Raw genomic sequence first — 16,262 nt, forward strand, 5'->3', positions numbered from 1 at the left:
CAACCGGGTGAACGCTGTGGAGTGGCTCACAGACAGCACGTGACAAGAACACTTTCGGACATCCGTACAGGAATACACCCGGAATTGCCGTGAATGGTCCAGACCTATTGACGCACTGGTCTAGTCCTCTTAATCTCTGCGTCACCTCCGAGGAGCGGTTCCGCGGTGTGCGCACGCCCGGGACCAGGCACGACCCACCCCCCGCTTGTTCAGTTGTGTTCTGCCGACCTCCCCAGGAGGAACCGAACGTGCTGTCCCCCACCCGTGCGAGAGCCTCGCTCCTCGCCGCCGGCGCAGGCATCGCCGCGCTGCTGATCGGCTCGCTCGCCGCGACCCCGTCGCAAGCCGCCGACCAGGAGTCCTGTCGCCCCGACGGGCTCTACGAGACGCCGGGCGTCTCCGTCCCCTACTGCTCCGTGTACGACTCCGAGGGCCGCGAGAAGATGGGCGCCGACCATCCCCGGCGCGTCATCGGCTACTTCACCAACTGGCGGACCGGCAAGGACGGCAAGCCCGCCTACCTGGCCTCCGACATCCCCTGGGACAAGGTCACCCACCTCAACTACGCCTTCGCGCACGTCGACGGGGCCAACAAGCTCTCCGTGGGCGCGGATGGGCCGGAAAACGCCTCCACCGGGATGACCTGGCCGGGCGTCGCGGGCGCCGAGATGGACCCGGACCTCCCCTACAAGGGCCATTTCAACCTGCTCACCAAGTTCAAGAAGCAGTACCCGAACGTGAAGACGATGGTCTCCGTCGGCGGCTGGGCCGAGACCGGCGGCTACTTCGGCGACGACGGCGAGCGGGTCGACTCGGGCGGCTTCTACTCGATGGCCACCAACGCCGACGGCTCGGTCAACCAGGCCGGCATCGACACCTTCGCCGACTCGGCGGTCGACTTCATCCGGAAGTACGGCTTCAACGGCGTCGACATCGACTACGAGTACCCGACGACCATGAAGGACGCGGGCAACCCGCTGGACTGGACGCTGTCCAACGCCCGGCGCGGCGGTCTGGTCAAGGGCTACGCCGCGCTGATGAAGACCCTGCGCGAGAAGCTGGACCGGGCGTCCGCCGAGGACGGCCACCACTACCTGCTCAGCGTCGCCGCCCCCTCGTCGGGCTATCTGCTGCGCGGCATGGAGACGTTCCAGGTCCAGAAGTACCTGGACTACGTCAACATCATGTCGTACGACCTGCACGGCGCCTGGAACGAGTACGTCGGCCCCAACGCCGCGCTCTTCGACGACGGCAAGGACGCGGAGCTCGCCCAGGCGAGCGTCTACTCGACCTCGCAGTACGGCGGCACCGGCTACCTCAACACGGACTGGGCCTACCACTACTTCCGCGGTTCGATGCCGTCCGGCCGTATCAACATCGGCCTGCCGTACTACACCCGTGGCTTCAAGAACGTGCAGGGCGGCACCAACGGCCTGTGGGGCAAGGCGGCTTCGACCGACTGCCCGGCCGGTGCGGGGCTGACCAAGTGCGGTGACGGTGCCGTCGGCATCGACAACCTCTGGCACGACCTGGACGCCAACGGCGACGAGGCGCCCGCCGGGTCCAACCCGATGTGGCACGCCAAGAACCTGGAGAAGGGCATCGTCGGCGACTACGTCACGGACTACGGGTTCCCCGCGGACACCAAGCTGACCGGCACCTACGTCCGCAACTACGACTCGACGCTGGTCGCGCCGTGGCTGTGGAACGCCGAGAAGAAGGTCTTCCTCTCCACCGAGGACGAGCAGTCCGTGCAGGCCAAGGCGGACTACGTGGCCGACAAGGGCATCGGCGGCACGATGATCTGGGAGCTGGCCGGGGACTACGGCTGGAACGCGGACAAGGGGCAGTACGAGCCCGGCTCCACGCTCACCTCGACCATGTACGACACGTTCAAGACGGCCGCGCCGTACGGGGCGAAGCGCTCCACGATCGACCTGCCGACCCAGGCGCTGGACATCGACGTGTCGTTCGGCCAGTTCCCGCTGGGCGACTCCAACTACCCGATCAGCCCCAAGCTGACGATCACCAACAACACGCAGGCGACGCTGCCCGGCGGTACGGAGTTCCAGTTCGACTACTCCACCTCGGCGCCCGCCAACGCCAAGGACCAGTCGGGCTTCGGCACCACGATCGTGCGCAGTGACCACACCGCCGCGAACAACGTCGGCGGGCTGAAGGGCGACTACAACCGGGTCTCGCTGAAGCTGCCGTCCTGGCAGAGCCTGGCACCCGGCGCGTCGGTCCAGGTCGACTTCGTGTACTACCTGCCGACGTCCACCCCGTCCAACTGGACGGTGACCTTCGACGGCAAGTCCTACGCGCTGGCGGCGGACCTGGCCCGGGGCACGACGGTGGTCGAGCCGGGCACCGGCTCGACCCCGACGCCCGACCCGTCCGGCTCCACCGAACCGAGCCCCGACCCGTCGGGCGGCACCTGCACCGCCGACGCGTGGAACGCGAGCGCGGAATACGGCGCCGGTACGACGGTGAGCCAGGACGGCCACCAGTGGAAGGCGAAGTGGTGGACGAAGGGCGAGCAGCCCGGCTCCACCGGTGAGTGGGGCGTCTGGCAGGACCTGGGCACCTGCTGAGCCCTGCCTTTTAGAGCCCGTCCGGCGTTTGAGGACGGAACCCCGGCCCCGGGCGGGCCGGCCGGTTCCCCGTCAGACGCCGGACGGGCTCCCCTGTGGGGCGAACAGCACATCCTGCGCCGCGTCCCGCGCCGCGAGCAACGCCCCCCGGCGGACCGCCGTGCCGCCCAGCAGCCCCGCCCGCACCCCGGTGCGCAGCGGGGACATCGCGGCCAGCCGCTCCTCGACAAGGGCGGCCAGCGCGCCGCCCCCCGCATGGCCCACCTCCCCGGAGAGCAGGACGAGCCCCGGGTCGAGGACCGAGGCCACCGCCGCGGCGCCCAGCGCGATCCGGTCGGCCAGGGCGCCGAGGAAGCCCTCGCCGTCGCCCTCCCCCGCGAGCGCCGCCCGGACGGCCGCCGCCGCACCGGGCTCCTGGCCCTGCTGCGTGACCGCGATCCCGTACCGCGCGGCCAGCTCGCAGAGCGGCGCCGAGCCGGCCAGTGAGTGGAAGCCCCCGTCGCAGTTGACGGCCGAGGGCGTGCCGACCGTGCCGGGGACCGGCAGGAAGCCGAGTTCGCCCGCGCCGCCCGAGGCCCCCCGGCGCACCTTCCCGTCGAGCATGACCGCCGCGCCCACCCCGTGGCCGAGCCAGAGCAGGACGAACGTGTCCTGGTCGCGGGCCGCGCCGGCCCGGTGCTCGGCGACGGCCGCGAGGTTCGTCTCGTTCTCGACCAGCACCGCCGCCGGCAGCCGCTCCTGGAGCGCCCGGACCAGGCTGCGGTGCCAGGACGGCAGCCCGCTGCTGTCCCGCAGCTCGCCCGTGACCGGGTCGATGAGCCCGGGCGCGCCGATGCCGACGCTGTGCAGGGGCGCGCTCCCCGCGCTGCGGACGGTGGCCGCGAGCAGGGCGACGGCCCGCTCCACGGCGTCCTCCGCCATCTCGCCGACCGGCAGCGTCGCCTCGGCCAGCGTCGCGCCCAGCAGATCGGCGACCACGACGGCGACGCTGTCGGTGCGCACGTCGAGCCCGGCCAGCAGCGCGCGGTCCGCGACGATGCCGTAGAGCCGGGCGTTGGGCCCCCGGCGGTCGGCCCCGGTCTCGCCGACGACGTGGATCAGACCCGCGTCCTGGAGGCGGTCGACCAGGTCGGCGACGGTGGGCCGGGAGAGCCCGGTCAGGGTCTTCAACTGGGTGGCCGTCAGAGGGCCGTCCTGCTGGAGGAGCCGCAGGGCGAGCCGGTCGTTGATGGCCCGGGCGGTGCTCGGTGATGCGGGCATGCCGGAATCCTTCCAGATCACCGCCGAACCGGGGACGTACGGACGGTCTATTTATCAGGCAGGGTTCCTGATAGTTTATCGCCCGCATCGTGGCACAGGACTTCAGGGGAGGGCACGGCGGTATGACAACCACATCCACGGCTACGGTCTTCGGCATCCAGGAGGTGCGGCGGGCCAGGTATGCCATCGCCGCGGTCTTCACCGTGCACGGGGCGGTGACCGGCAGTTTCGCCACCCGGGTGCCCTGGATCCAGGACCATGCGGGCGTGAGCGCGGGACAGCTGGGGCTCGCGCTGGCCTTCCCCGCGATCGGCGCCTCGGTCGCGATGCCGCTGGCCGGCGCGGTGAGCCACCGCTTCGGCGCGCGGACCGCCCTGCGCGGGCTGCTGTCCCTGTGGACGCTGGCGCTGATCCTGCCCGCCCTGGCCCCCAACCTGCTCACCCTGTGCGCGGCGCTGTTCGTGTACGGGGCTGCGGCCGGCGTGTCCGATGTGGCGATGAACGCGCTCGGGGTCGAGGTGGAGAACCGGCTCGACAAGTCGATCATGTCCGGGCTGCACGGCATGTGGAGCGTGGGTGCCCTGCTGGGCTCGGCGGCGGGCACGGTGGCCGCCCACGCGGGCGCGGACGCCCGGCTGCACCACGTGATGGCCTCCGTGGTGCTGACCCTGCTCGGCCTGATCGCCTGTCAGTGGGTGTTCGACCTGCGCAGCGAGCCGGACGAGGAGCCGCCGCCGCGCTTCGCGCTGCCGCCCAGGTCGGCCCTGATCATCGGTGCGGTGGGCTTCTGCGCGGTCTTCGCCGAGGGGGCCAGCCTCGACTGGTCGGCGGTCTATCTGCGCGACACGCTGGACAGCTCGGCCGGTCTCGCGGCGGTGGCCACCACCGCGTTCGCGCTGACGATGGCGGTCGCCCGGATCGCCGGGGACCGGGTGGTCGACCGCTTCGGCGCGGTGCGCACCGTACGGGCCGGGGGCGTCCTGGCCACGGTCGGCGGGGTGCTGGTGGTCACCGCCCCGCATGCGGCCCTCGCCATGTGCGGGTTCGGGCTGATGGGGCTCGGCATCGCCGTGGTGGTCCCGCTCGCCTTCGCGGCGGCCGGGCGCAGCGGGCCCAAGCCGGCCCAGGCCATCGCGGGCGTCGCGACGATCACGTACACCTCGGGTCTGATCGCCCCGTCGGCGATCGGCTCACTGGCCGAGGCGACCTCGCTGGTGGTGTCGTTCGGCCTGGTGTCGGTGCTGGCGTTCGGCCTGGTCCTGGGGGCGGGGGTGCTGCGGGCCGGTGACCGCAAGCCGGGGTCCCGGGGGGCGGCGGTACGGGACGCCGCGGCGGAGTCCGGCGCCTGACCGCTCCCCGGGGCGCCGCGACACCGGCGAACCGGAAGGGGTGGGTCCGGTCGGGGCGCGCGGGCCGGGCAGCACTACCATGGCGCTGATCTTTTCCGCGACGAGCGCCGTGCACACGGGCTCATGCGCCTACACACAGGGAGCGACCATGGGCCTCGGCGTGCGCTGGACCTTGCACGGCGACGGGAAGACACCCGCACCGGGAGCGGTGGTCCGCCCCGACGAGCGGCTCTCCTGGCCCCGCACCTTCGGGCTCGGCGCGCAGCACGTGGTCGCCATGTTCGGCGCCTCGTTCGTGTCGCCGGTCCTGATGGGCCTCGACCCGAACCTGGCGATCATGATGTCGGGTGTCGCGACGGCCATCTTCCTGCTGGCCACGCGCGGCCAGGTGCCGAGCTATCTGGGCTGTTCGCTCTCGTTCGTCGGGGTGGCCGCGACGATCCGGGCGAGCGGCGGCGACAGCGCGGTGGTCACCGGCGCGGTCTTCGTGGTCGGCGTGGTGCTGTTCCTGGCCGGTCTCGCGGTGCAGCGGTTCGGGGCGCGGATCATTCACGCGGCGATGCCGCCGGTGGTGACGGGCGCGGTGGTCATGCTCATCGGGTTCAACCTGGCGCCGGTGACCGCGTCGACGTACTGGCCGCAGGACCAGTGGACGGCGCTTCTGGTGATGCTGTTCACCGGTCTGGCCGTGGTGTGCCTGCGCGGCTTCTTCTCGCGGATCGCGATCTTCCTGGGGCTGGTCTTCGGTTACGTCCTGTCCTGGCTGCTCGACCTGGTCTTCGGCAGGATCCACTCCCCCGCCGGGGGCGCCGAGCCGGTGGACCACTGGCGGCTGGACCTGTCCGGCGTCGGGAAGGCCGACTGGATCGGGCTGCCGTCCTTCCACGCGCCGAGCTTCGAGTGGTCGGCGGTCCTGGTCGCCCTGCCCGTCGTCATCGCCCTGATCGCGGAGAACGCCGGGCATGTGAAGGCGGTCGGCGAGATGACCGGCCGCTCGCTGGACGGCAAGCTGGGCACGGCCATCGCGGCGGACGGCGCCGCCTCGATGCTGTCGACGGCGGTGGGCGGCCCGCCGAACACCACGTACTCCGAGAACATCGGCGTGATGGCCGCGACCCGGGTGTACTCCACCGCCGCCTACTGGGCCGCCGCCTGCTTCGCCCTGCTCTTCGGCCTGTGCCCCAAGTTCGGCGCGGTCGTGGCGGCGATCCCGGGCGGGGTGCTCGGCGGCATCACGGTCATCCTGTACGGCATGATCGGCCTGCTCGGCGCCCAGATCTGGCTGAACGCCAAGGTGGACCTACGCAATCCGCTGAACCTGGTGCCGGCCGCCGCGGGCATCATCATCGGCGTCGGCGGGGTCAGCCTGAAGATCACGGACAACTTCGAGCTGAGCGGGATCGCGCTCGGCACCATCGTCGTGATCACCGGCTACCACGTGCTGCGCGCCTTCGCCCCGGCGCACCTGAAGACGCAGGAGCCGCTGCTCGACTCGGGCACGTCGGCGTACGACGAGGAGCCCCCGGCCGCCGCCTCCTGACCGGGGCGGCCCGCCGTCAGGCGCCCTGGGCCGCCGGCTCCGGCTCGGTGTCCAGGGTGATCGGGCGGGCGGCGGTGACGACGGCCGCGAGCGCCGGCATGGCGACGGCGGTGACGAAGACCCCGCGCATGTCGATCAGCGGACTGAGCGAGCCGGCGATCAGCGCGCCGAGCGCGGGCGCGCCCATGGAAAACCAGCGGAAGGCCGCGTTCACCCGGCCGAACTCGCCCTGTGGGATGGCCGCCTGACGGAACGACACGATCCGCACGTTCCAGATCATGATGGTGAAGCCGTACACGGCGAGGCCCACGACGAGCACCGGCAGCCGGGCCGGCAGCACGGCCGCGAAGCCGATGGCGATGAACGTGAAGCTCCACCGGGTGACACGGCCGTTGGTCAGCACCGTACGCAGCCGTGAGCCGAAGTACCCGCCGGCCAGGCTGCCGACCGCCATCCCGGCCACCACCCACCCGTAGGTGCTCGGCGACGCACCGATCGGCCCCGGATCGATCACCCAGGCGGGCAGGAAGGTGAAGATCATCGCGTAGCTGAGGTTGTTCAGGGCGGCGAGCAGCGCCAGGCCGAGCAGGGCCGGATGTGCCGCGAGATAGCGGAAGCCGTAGAGGAACCCCGGCCGGGTGGACTGTTTGCGCTCGGCGGTGCGTCCGGTCGAGGCCAGGACCAGCGAGGCGAACACCGCCGCCGCCAGTGCGAAGAACGCCGCGATGATGCCGAGGGCGACCGCCGAACTCGCCCGGCCCAGCATGACGCCGATCGCGCCAGGACCGACCATCTGGACGAGGAGGATCTGCGCGGAGTAGATCCATGAGTTCGCGGCCGGGAGCTGGTCCTTCGTGACGTACTCGGGCAGGCTCGACTGGACCGCGAGATCGTTGACGTTCGAGGCGGCGATCGCCACGAACGCCAGCGCGCACAGGGCGGGGATCGACTCCAGGCCGGCCGCCATCATGGCGCACAGCCCGGCCGTGCAGACCATCCGGATCACCGACGATCCGAGCGAGAACAGCGGCTGCCGTCCGGTGCGGTCGAGCAGATAGCCGGTCGGAACCGCGATGATCACGCCGGGCAGGCGTACCGCGAGGCTGACCAGGGTGATGGCGAGCGCGCTGCGGTCGATGGCCAGGCCGAGGATGGGTATCAGCACCCGGAACATGCCGTCGGAGAGGTCGGCGGTGCCGACGGCGAGTTGCAGCAGGCGGAACAGACGGCTCATGCGCACGGCTCAGCCCACCGTCAGGACGGTGTTCCAGCACGCGCCGCGCTGGATGTTGACGACCCCCGGCCCGGGCTCGCTGCCATGGCGCACCAGCACCCCGCCGGCGTTCTGCCCGAACACGAACGGTCCGTACACCACGGGCACCCGCAGGGTCACCGGCCGCGACGACCCGTCCGTGAACGTCATCGTCAGACCGTCGTCGGTCACCCGGCGCTGCAGGACGGCGCTCTGCCCGCCGTCCGGTACGAGGCAGGCGTCGAGGGCCCGCCGCCAGGTGCCGGGGTCGGTGTCGGCGCCGACGACCACGCCCTGGCCGCCGTAGCCGCCGGCCGGCTTGAGCACCCAGGAGTCCTGCTCGCCGCAGGCCCGGGCGAGCAGGGCGGCGGCGTCACCGGCCGCCGGATCGAGGTCGACCGACTCGGGGACATGCCGTCTGACCACCTCGCCCCAGGACGGGTCGTCCTTCCGCACGGCGTCCCACATCCAGGCCAGCAACCGCTTGTTGCTCACCAGCTCACCGATCTCGCTGGTGTGCAGCAGGACCCGGCGTCCGAGGACCGCCGTCTTCAGCGCCTCCAGGCCCGGGCCGGCCGGCTGGTCCGCCGTCGTGAACAGCCGGACCACGGCGTCCACTTCGCGGCCGCCCGCGAGGAGCCGGCCGGTGTCGCCGAGCGTGAGGCCGGACAGCGGGAAGGGGGCGCAGCTGAGGCCCAGCTCCTCGGCCTGCGGGCTCATGGCCTCGGTCCAGGACGCGAAGCCCTCCCAGGGCCGCATGTGCGGCACGATGCCCTCGGGGAAGTGCGGGAAGACGATGTGCCGGCCGGCCGCGCCGGACGCCTTGAGGCCGTCGCCGATGAGGGCGAACCGCGCCGGCACATTGCCGGGGTCCTCGCGCAGCACGACGCCCGACCGGGCGGCGGCCGCGCTGAATTCGGCGCCGAGCTGGTCGACCTGGCGTGTCCCGCCGACCGACCCGTCGACGTTCAGCTCCAGCAGCCGGGCCGTGCCCCGCTCCAGGATGACGTCGGGGCGCAGCACCTCGAACGCGGCGGCGGTGATCGGCTCGTCCGGGTCGGTGAGCGGCAGGTCGCCGACATCGGTGCCGAGGGCGGCCGCCAGCTGTCCGGCGGTGGTCCAGCGGTCCATGACGAAGGTGCGGACGGCCTCGCGGATGTCGAGCGCGACGCGGGTCAGCTCCTGCCGGCCCTGCTCCGTGAAGACGACCGGCCGGGCCGGGACTGCCGCGGCGTCCGGCATCAGGTGGCGGTAGACGTCGACGGGCTTTCGGCAGTAGGCCGCGCGCCATTCCGCGTCCGCCACGGATTCCCATTGATCAACGATCACAGCTGACTCCGGACGTCGTCGCGGGCGCGGAGGTGGGGGCGGACGCGGGGTCCGTGGGGCGGCGTACCTCGATGCGTCCGTCCCGGGTCCGCATCTCCAGGGTCATCAGGCCCCGGGGCGGGTAGGAGAGCCGGCCCAGGTCGACGTGTTCGCCGGTGGCCAGGTCGTAGCGGACCCCGTGGCGCCGGCAGGCCACCTCGCCGGCGCACACGTCCTCCGCGGCGAGCGGGGCCAGCTTGTGCGGGCACACGGCGATGATCGCGCCCTTGGGTTCGGCCGCCGTGCCCCAGACCAGGACGGGCCCGAGCGGTGAGGTCGCGGCCAGCCTGCCGTCGGCGTCCGCCCAGCCCTCCGTGGTGCCGACCTCGGTCCAGGTGTCGTCGCCCGCGGTCACCGGGCGCGCTCCTGAGCCGCGGTGCCGGGAAGCCACAGCGGAGCCCCGAGCAGGGCGGCGAGCGCGGTGACGGCCGCGTCGCAGCGGGCCTCCGCGTCCGCCACGCTCCGGTCGGCGAAACGCACCACGCCGAACGCGGCGTAGTTGCCGTCCATCGCGCCGACGTGCTGGCCGGGGACCACCGTGCAGTGGCCGGAGTGCAGGTCCGGCACGGCCTGTTCGAACCAGTCGCCGGAGAGCCCGGCGGGCGCGGTGAAGGCGGCCTCCGCCGCCAGGAACGAATGGCTCATCGCCGTCACCTCCGCATCGGCCGGCGGCTTCGCGACGGCACCGCCGAGCGCGACGTCGGCCAGCAGCGCCCACAGGTCGATGCCCGTCGCGTTCGCGACCAGGTCGGGGATGGCACCGCCGGAGACCCGCGGGTTGATCTCCACGAGGCAGGGTCCGTCCGCGCTCGCGATGATCTCGACGTGGCACAGGCAGTTGCGCAGGCCCAGGGCGTTCACCACGTCCTCGGCGTACGAGGTGAGCTGGGCGGAGAGCTGTGCGTCCTGCGTCCCGGGCACGCTCGATCCGAGCTCCAGGAGCGGGCTGCGCGCATTGGTCTTGCGGCGTACGGCCAGCAGGCCCACCACCCCGTCGCCGTCCGCCGCGCACTCGACGCTGAACAGCGGGCCCTCGATGAACTCCTCGATGACCAGGGCCGTTCCGACCAGGGACTTCATCCCGGTGTCCGCGTGCCGGCCGACCTGTTCGGCCAGGAAGGCGCCGGTGCGTTCGTCCAGCTCGGCCCGGCTGCCCACGAGGGCGGCACCGATCTTCGCGAACCCGTTCGTCGGCTTGACGACGGCGGGGTACGACAGCCGCGCCGCCTCCTCCTCGGGCAGCCTGCCTTCGGTCACCTCCAGGAACCCGACCGTGTTCAGCCCGGCGTCCGCCAGGATGCGGCGCACGCTCGCCTTGTCCAGCGCGGTGCCGATCGCTTCGGGGCGCGGTCCGGGCAGCCCGAAGTGGTCGGCCAGCTCGGCCGCGAGGAGCGCCATGATGTGCAGGGTCGGCGCGATGCCGCGCAGCTCGCCGTCGGCCGTCAGCTCGGTGACGCGGCGGGCGTAGCCGGGGGCGTCCAGGTCCTCCGTCACGACGGCGGCGCTCTTCTTCTCGATCGTCGCGTAGGTCTCCGCGTCGAGCAGGGAGCGGTTGGCCCGGTTGATCAGGGCGATGACGGTCAGACCGCGCTCGGTCAGCCGGTCGATGAACTTCAGGGCCGGTGCCGAGACTCCGGCCAGTACAAAGTACGTCGTCACAGGTTTGCATGCCTTCCGGCCTCCAGGGCGGCCAGTACGGCGGCGCCCCGGTCGGCGTATTGGACGGTTGGATCGGTGAAACGGCTCTTGTACGGGTAGGGGTCGCACCCCATGAGGTGGATGCCGGGGACGCGCAGGCCGTCCGCGTCGAGCAGCACCCCGTCGCTGTCGCACAGCGCCACCGGCCGCGTCGCGACCGGCTCCCCGGCCCGCACGATCCCGGGAAGGTCGCTGACGTAGCCGGTGGCCTGGATGACGACGTCGGCGGCGTCGGCCTCGCGCCGCGTCACCCGGCCGCCCCGGTCGATCACCAGCCGGACCGGGAGCCGGCCCCGCGCGACCTCGCCGAAGAGGGCGCGGGACCGGTTCCGCAGCCCGTGGTACCGGAAGACCTGCCCGGTCCGCGGGCAGACGTCCCGCACAGGGTCGGGGACCGCCTCGCCGGCCGGATGCTCCGCGCTGCGGTAGGCGTCGTAGCTCGGGTAGTGCAGGCGTACGGGGGAACGCCCCGTCATCGTGACGGCCCGCGCGTCCACGCCGAGGGCGGTGAGCTTGGCCAGCGCCGAGAACGCGCTGTGCGCCGTGCCGACGATGGTGAAACGGCGGGCCCCGGGGAAGACCTCCTGGGCGCGCGCCTCGTCGGGGACGGCCAGCAGCGTGGACGAGAGCACGGCTTCCCGCGCCAGCGCCTGCCGCTCCCGGACCCCGCAGGCGAGGACGGCCTTCCTGGCCCGCGCCGTCCGGCCGCCGCCGAACCGGAGGAGCGGGCCCCCGTCCGCCAGCTCGACCGCGGCCACCGCCTCGCGCACGACCGACCAGTGCGGCGGCGCCGTGGCGCGTACGAACTCCGCCGCTTCGCCCAGCGCCCGCGCGAGCAGCTGGAGGTCGAAGCAGTCGGTGCGGGCACGCAGCTCCCGTACCGGGGCCAGGGCGCGGATCGGGCCGTACGGGCCGTCGGGGTCCACCCAGTTGAAGAAGTCCGAACCGTGCGAGTTGGACTCCGACAGGATGCGGGCGAACGCGCCGGCGCCGAGTCTGGTTCCCGCGTCCGCGATGAGCACCCGGTGGGCGCGCAGCTCTGGGTTCGCCGTGATCAGCCCGAGACCGCGAATCCCGAAGCCGATCACGGCGAGGTCGAAGTTGTCCACTGTCGAGGGCTCAGGCGGCCGACGAGAGCTTCCGCAGCGCGACATCGCACACGCGCAGCGATCCGGCGAGGCGCCGCTCGACGCCCGCGACGATGTCCGGAAGGCATTCCGGGTGTGCGGCCAGGACGGGCTGGACGACCTCGTTCAGCCAGCCGGCCGCGTGCGCCACGTCGACGGTGACGTGCTCGGTGAGGTATTCCAGCTGGTCGAGGCCGTAGCCGACGCGCAGCCAGCCCTTGATCTGGCGGTCGATCCGGCCGGGTACGACATGCTCGGTCGCCAGCAGCATGCCGAGTGCCTGGGCCATGAGCGTACGGTCGGTGCTGGAGCCGAGGTACATGTTGGCCAGCTCCAGCTCCTCCACCCAGAACGTGTCGAGGCCGTCGATATGGGCGCCGGCGTCGATGCCGACCTCGCTCATCATGTTCAGCCGGAGCTGTCGGTGCGTCCGCTTGAGGTCGCCGTTGCCCATCTCGTCCCAGAAGTTGTGGGAGAGCTCAAGCTTCGCAGCCCCGTAGACGCCGGGGATCAGCGCGGCGACCAGGTCACCGAAGTGGATGTCGAACGGGGTCTCCTGGAACACGAACTCGCGCAGCTGCGCCTCGGTGGCGCGGTTCTCCAGGAAGTCGAACAGCTGGTGCTGAGGCCCGGAGGCGTGCGCGCGACATCGGTCGTCCAGCCAGTCGCCGAACTCGGGGATGCCGGGCAGCTCCATCCCGCCGAGGACCCGGTCGGTGTCGGCCCGGTGCCAGGCGCGGCTCAGGCGCAGCGCCGCCAGGACGACGTCGGTGTGGTCGGCGGCGGGGACTATCGACTCCCAGGACGGCTGCCACCGCGCGACCGAGAGGAGGTAGAGGGCGCGCTGTGCGTCGAGGTAGCCGCCGGCTCCGGGGTCACCGGTGGCGGACTCGGTGAACTCGTCGAGTCGGGCGGCCAGTTCGCCGGGGGCGAGGTCACGGAGCTGATCGAGAAAGGTCATGTCGTCCTCACGGGTGCGGGGGGGTGGGGTTCGGCGGTTGCGGTGACGGGGCGGCGGGGCGGCGGGCCGCTACGGCTTCGCGTGGACGCCGCGGACCCAGTCGATGACGGCCTCTTCGGTGAACACGGCCTTGAACAGGGCCTCGCGGTAGCCGGCGATGGCTTCGAGGAGTTCGGCGCCGGCGCGTTCGCTGCGCTCCTCCCACTCCGCGACGAGCTTGTCGTACAGCCGGGCCGCGCCCTCCTCGGTGATGTCCACCCCGGTGCCGGCCAGCGCCTCCCGGTGTTCGCGCAGGATGCGCAGCAGGCCGTCCTGTCCGCTGCGGACGCCGAACATGCGGATCTCCCGCGAGCCGACCTCGGCCGGGTCGACGTCGTCGAAGATGCGGGGGGACTTGTTCAGCAGCTCGGTGCGGATGCCGCTCTGCACCGCGTACGTGACGACGCCGGTGAGCGGGGCGGCGGGGTTCTCGACCAGACCGTAGGTGCGCTCGATGAGCCGGCTGAGCTCGTACAGACCTTCGAAGTCGAAGCCGGGCAGCTCGATGTGGTGCAGATGCCGCAGCGCCATGACGACCTCGGCCATCGCGGGGTGCCCCGCCCGGTTGGCGAACCCGCCGACCGACACGTCCGCGCCGCGCAGCCCGGCGCTCAGGCCCACCACGGCGTTGGCGGTGGCCTGGCCGAAGTCGTCGTGGAAGTGGCCGAAGAAGTCGATGCCGGGGAAGCGTCCGACGAGGTCGCCGATGAACGTCTGCGCCTGCTGCGGCAGGCAGGTGCCCGCGGTGTCCACCAGGCGTATCTGGCTGATGCCACGGCGCTTGACGACGTCCACCGCGTCGCCCACGTGCAGCGGGTCGGCGCGGAAGGCGTCCAGGAGGCCGGCGATGAAGCCGCCCAGGCCGTTCACCTTCTCCAGCGCGGCGAGCTGGTCGGCGTACCAGACGAGATTGCCGGCCCGGCGTTCGCCGTCGGTGAGGGACTGCCACTTCTCCTGGTCGAAGGCGTCGCCGTCCTTCTCCCGGATGGTCGGGTAGAGGTGCCGGATCTGCTCGTCCGACACCGAGTGGATGGCCAGCACCCAGACCCGGGACAGGTCGCGGTCCAGGCCCTCCAGGGACTTCAGGGTCTGCGTCATCCGGTTGCCCAGGTGGGAGATGACCACGAAGCGCACCGACTCCGGGATCGCGCCCTTCTCCTGCTCGTCCAGCAGCGCGCCCAGCAGGGCGACGTTGTGCGGCACGTCCGGGAACATGCCGACGACCAGGGTCCGGAGACCGGTGCGCGCGATGGCCCTCGCCATCTCGCACTTCTGTTCCAGCGACGCCGAAACCGGAGCTCGCTCCGAGCCCTCTCGCAGGGTCTCGTCGAAGAGGTCGATCGAAGGATGGAACGCGGAACTCACTGCACCTCCCAGGGGATGGCCTCGGGGCACGGGCATGGCGGATACGCCCGTGGTCCGAGATGAATTCGGGCATTGCGCGACTGCGGTGGCCGGGCGAAGAGGCGCCCGGAGGGGATCTGAATTCGGCGGTTTCTCAGTGACGGTGGTGCCGGCCGGGCTGTAGCACAGAGCTCTCCCTCGGAATGGGAACTTCCACGAAACCCCGGCCGGGTGACGGCAACGACACCCGGCAAACACTCGTAACACGCTTTGAAATCAACTGAGTTGGCCGCCCGTCCACGGACGCTACCACTCACGCGCTCCGGAGGTCGATACCTTCCCCGACACGCCCCCCGCACCCGCCCTGACCAGCCCACTCCGGCCCGCACACGTCAACTCGCCGGTAATAAAGCGGCCTTGACTGTCGCCCCGCAGTCCGGAATCTTCACCCTCGCACGGTTCATCGGGCCCGGACGCCCGATGGGCGGTCAGGACCCCGGGCGCGACAGAAGGAAGTGAACGTGTCGGAACTGCTGCTGGTGGGCGTGGGCCAGATGGGCCGTCCCTATCTCGACGCCGCACTGCGGATCGGCTGCACCGTCCGGGCGGTGGAGAGCCGGGCGGGCTTCCCCGGTCTGCCGGCCGGCACCGGGGCGGACTTCTACGAGGTCGGCAACGCACTGGACGAGACCTGGTTGCTCGGTGCCCTGGAGGCGTCCGGGAAGGGCCCGCTGGACGGCGTGGTCGCCTTCGCGGAAGCACATGTCACGGCGGCCGCCCTGGTCCAGGACCGCCTGCGCCTGCCCGGCCCCTCGCTGCACGCCGCGACCATCTCCCGGAACAAGGGGCTCCAGCGGATGAGCTGCGCGGCCCGTGGCGTGGCGCAGCCCGAATTCCGGCTGGTGCCCTCGCTCGCCGACGCCCGCGAGTGGATGGCCGAGCGGCTGCCCGTGGTGGTCAAGCCGCTCACCTTCGGCGGCAGCGTCGGCGTCGAGCAGGTGTCCACCCCCGTGGAGCTGGACTCCGCGGTCGAGCGCCGCAACGAGGGCAAACTGCTGGTCGAACGGGCGGTGTCCGGCCCCGAGTTCAGCTGGGAGGCGCTGGTCGGGGACGGCTCGGTGCTCTTCGAGAACGTCACCGCGAAGGAGACCACGGAGGCGCCCTACTTCGTGGAGCTGACCCACCGCTGCGGTCACCGTTTCGAGGACCCGGAGGCGGCGCGGCAGGTCCGGGACTTCACCCGGCTGGTGCTCGACACCATCGGCATGCGGACCGGGCTCGTCCATCTGGAGTTCCGGATGAGCGCGGACGGGCCGGTCCTGATGGAGGTGGCCGTACGGACCCCCGGCGACCACATCGCGGAGGCGATCGGCCTGACCTACGGCTTCGACCTGTACGAGGGTGTCGTACGGCTGGCGCTCGGTCTTCCCCTGGACGACCTGGTCCGCTCCGGCCCGGAGCGGTTCGCGGCCGTGCACTTCCCGGACTGCCCGCCGGGCCGGATCACCGGGATCGACGGGCTCCCGGAGGTCGCGGAGCACCCCTTCGTCCGGCGGATCGCCCTCACCCGGGGCGTCGGCGACGTGGTACCGCCGTTGCGCTCGTCCTCCGCGCGGGTGGGCCATGCCCTGATCGTCGCCCCCTCCCCCGAGGAGCGCGAGGAGACGCTGGAGTTCGTCCGCACCCGCCTGCGCATCGCCACGGTGCCGGTCACGGACTCCTGACCACGG

Annotated in this window: 12 protein-coding genes; 4 read left to right on the top strand and 8 right to left on the bottom strand. The window is 71.9% G+C overall.

The annotated features are described in order from the left end of the window. The first annotated feature begins 248 nt into the window (after nucleotides 1-248). Complete coding sequence (locus OG338_RS03005; protein ID WP_405935832.1) at nucleotides 249-2,594, top strand: chitinase C-terminal domain-containing protein; 2,346 nt, start codon at nucleotides 249-251, stop codon at nucleotides 2,592-2,594. Nucleotides 2,595-2,666: 72 nt separating this feature from the next. On the opposite strand, the gene OG338_RS03010 is transcribed toward OG338_RS03005, so the two are convergent. Beyond that, a complete protein-coding gene (locus OG338_RS03010) occupies nucleotides 2,667-3,854 on the bottom strand; it encodes an ROK family transcriptional regulator (protein ID WP_405935833.1) in 1,188 nt (395 codons plus the stop codon). Between the two features lie 122 nt (nucleotides 3,855-3,976). On the opposite strand from OG338_RS03010, the gene OG338_RS03015 reads away from it, so the two are divergent. Then, on the top strand, nucleotides 3,977-5,203 hold the full coding sequence (locus OG338_RS03015) for an MFS transporter (protein WP_405935834.1): 1,227 nt from the start codon (nucleotides 3,977-3,979) through the stop codon (nucleotides 5,201-5,203). Nucleotides 5,204-5,351: 148 nt separating this feature from the next. After that, nucleotides 5,352-6,743 carry a uracil-xanthine permease family protein gene (locus tag OG338_RS03020; protein WP_405935835.1) on the top strand — a complete coding sequence of 464 codons (1,392 nt, stop codon included), beginning with the start codon at nucleotides 5,352-5,354 and terminating at the stop codon, nucleotides 6,741-6,743. Nucleotides 6,744-6,759: 16 nt separating this feature from the next. Here OG338_RS03020 and OG338_RS03025 read toward each other — a convergent pair whose 3' ends face one another. The 7 genes from OG338_RS03025 to OG338_RS03055 form a co-directional block, all read right to left on the bottom strand. Continuing rightward, nucleotides 6,760-7,977, bottom strand: coding sequence for an MFS transporter (locus tag OG338_RS03025; RefSeq protein WP_405935836.1), 1,218 nt, complete (start codon nucleotides 7,975-7,977; stop codon nucleotides 6,760-6,762). Between the two features lie 9 nt (nucleotides 7,978-7,986). Next, nucleotides 7,987-9,324 (bottom strand): hypothetical protein, encoded by a 1,338-nt coding sequence (locus OG338_RS03030; protein WP_405935837.1) that lies wholly within the window; start codon nucleotides 9,322-9,324, stop codon nucleotides 7,987-7,989. Beyond that, complete coding sequence (locus tag OG338_RS03035; RefSeq protein WP_405935838.1) at nucleotides 9,314-9,718, bottom strand: Rieske (2Fe-2S) protein; 405 nt, start codon at nucleotides 9,716-9,718, stop codon at nucleotides 9,314-9,316. The genes OG338_RS03030 and OG338_RS03035 overlap by 11 nt, the downstream gene beginning before the upstream one ends. Next, nucleotides 9,715-11,022, bottom strand: a complete 1,308-nt coding sequence (locus OG338_RS03040; protein ID WP_405935839.1) for an acetyl-CoA carboxylase biotin carboxylase subunit family protein — start codon at nucleotides 11,020-11,022, stop codon at nucleotides 9,715-9,717. The genes OG338_RS03035 and OG338_RS03040 overlap by 4 nt, the downstream gene beginning before the upstream one ends. After that, nucleotides 11,019-12,170 (bottom strand): hypothetical protein, encoded by a 1,152-nt coding sequence (locus OG338_RS03045; RefSeq protein WP_405935840.1) that lies wholly within the window; start codon nucleotides 12,168-12,170, stop codon nucleotides 11,019-11,021. Before OG338_RS03045 ends, OG338_RS03040 begins: the two co-directional genes overlap by 4 nt. 10 nt (nucleotides 12,171-12,180) lie before the next feature. Then, the gene (locus OG338_RS03050) at nucleotides 12,181-13,149 is read right to left on the bottom strand and encodes an iron-containing redox enzyme family protein (protein WP_405935841.1); all 969 of its coding nucleotides are present in this window, start codon (nucleotides 13,147-13,149) and stop codon (nucleotides 12,181-12,183) included. 69 nt (nucleotides 13,150-13,218) lie between these two features. Then, entirely contained in the window at nucleotides 13,219-14,553 is a 1,335-nt protein-coding gene (locus tag OG338_RS03055; protein ID WP_405935842.1) for a hypothetical protein, read from the bottom strand. Nucleotides 14,554-15,053: 500 nt separating this feature from the next. Here OG338_RS03055 and OG338_RS03060 point away from each other — a divergent pair, with 500 nt between their 5' ends. Further along, entirely contained in the window at nucleotides 15,054-16,256 is a 1,203-nt protein-coding gene (locus tag OG338_RS03060) for an ATP-grasp domain-containing protein (protein WP_405935843.1), read from the top strand. Nucleotides 16,257-16,262 lie beyond the last annotated feature (6 nt).

It is taken from the genome of Streptomyces sp. NBC_00726, assembly GCF_045161735.1.
Classification (GTDB): Bacteria; Actinomycetota; Actinomycetes; order Streptomycetales; family Streptomycetaceae; genus Streptomyces.

What these genes read in the sequence shown, in the direction of transcription:
- OG338_RS03010 (WP_405935833.1), bottom strand. Translation starts at nt 3,854, where the DNA reads ATGCCCGCATCACCGAGCACCGCCCGGGCCATCAACGACCGGCTCGCC.
- OG338_RS03015 (WP_405935834.1), top strand. Translation starts at nt 3,977, where the DNA reads ATGACAACCACATCCACGGCTACGGTCTTCGGCATCCAGGAGGTGCGG.
- OG338_RS03020 (WP_405935835.1), top strand. Translation starts at nt 5,352, where the DNA reads ATGGGCCTCGGCGTGCGCTGGACCTTGCACGGCGACGGGAAGACACCC.
- OG338_RS03025 (WP_405935836.1), bottom strand. Translation starts at nt 7,977, where the DNA reads ATGAGCCGTCTGTTCCGCCTGCTGCAACTCGCCGTCGGCACCGCCGAC.
- OG338_RS03050 (WP_405935841.1), bottom strand. Translation starts at nt 13,149, where the DNA reads ATGACCTTTCTCGATCAGCTCCGTGACCTCGCCCCCGGCGAACTGGCC.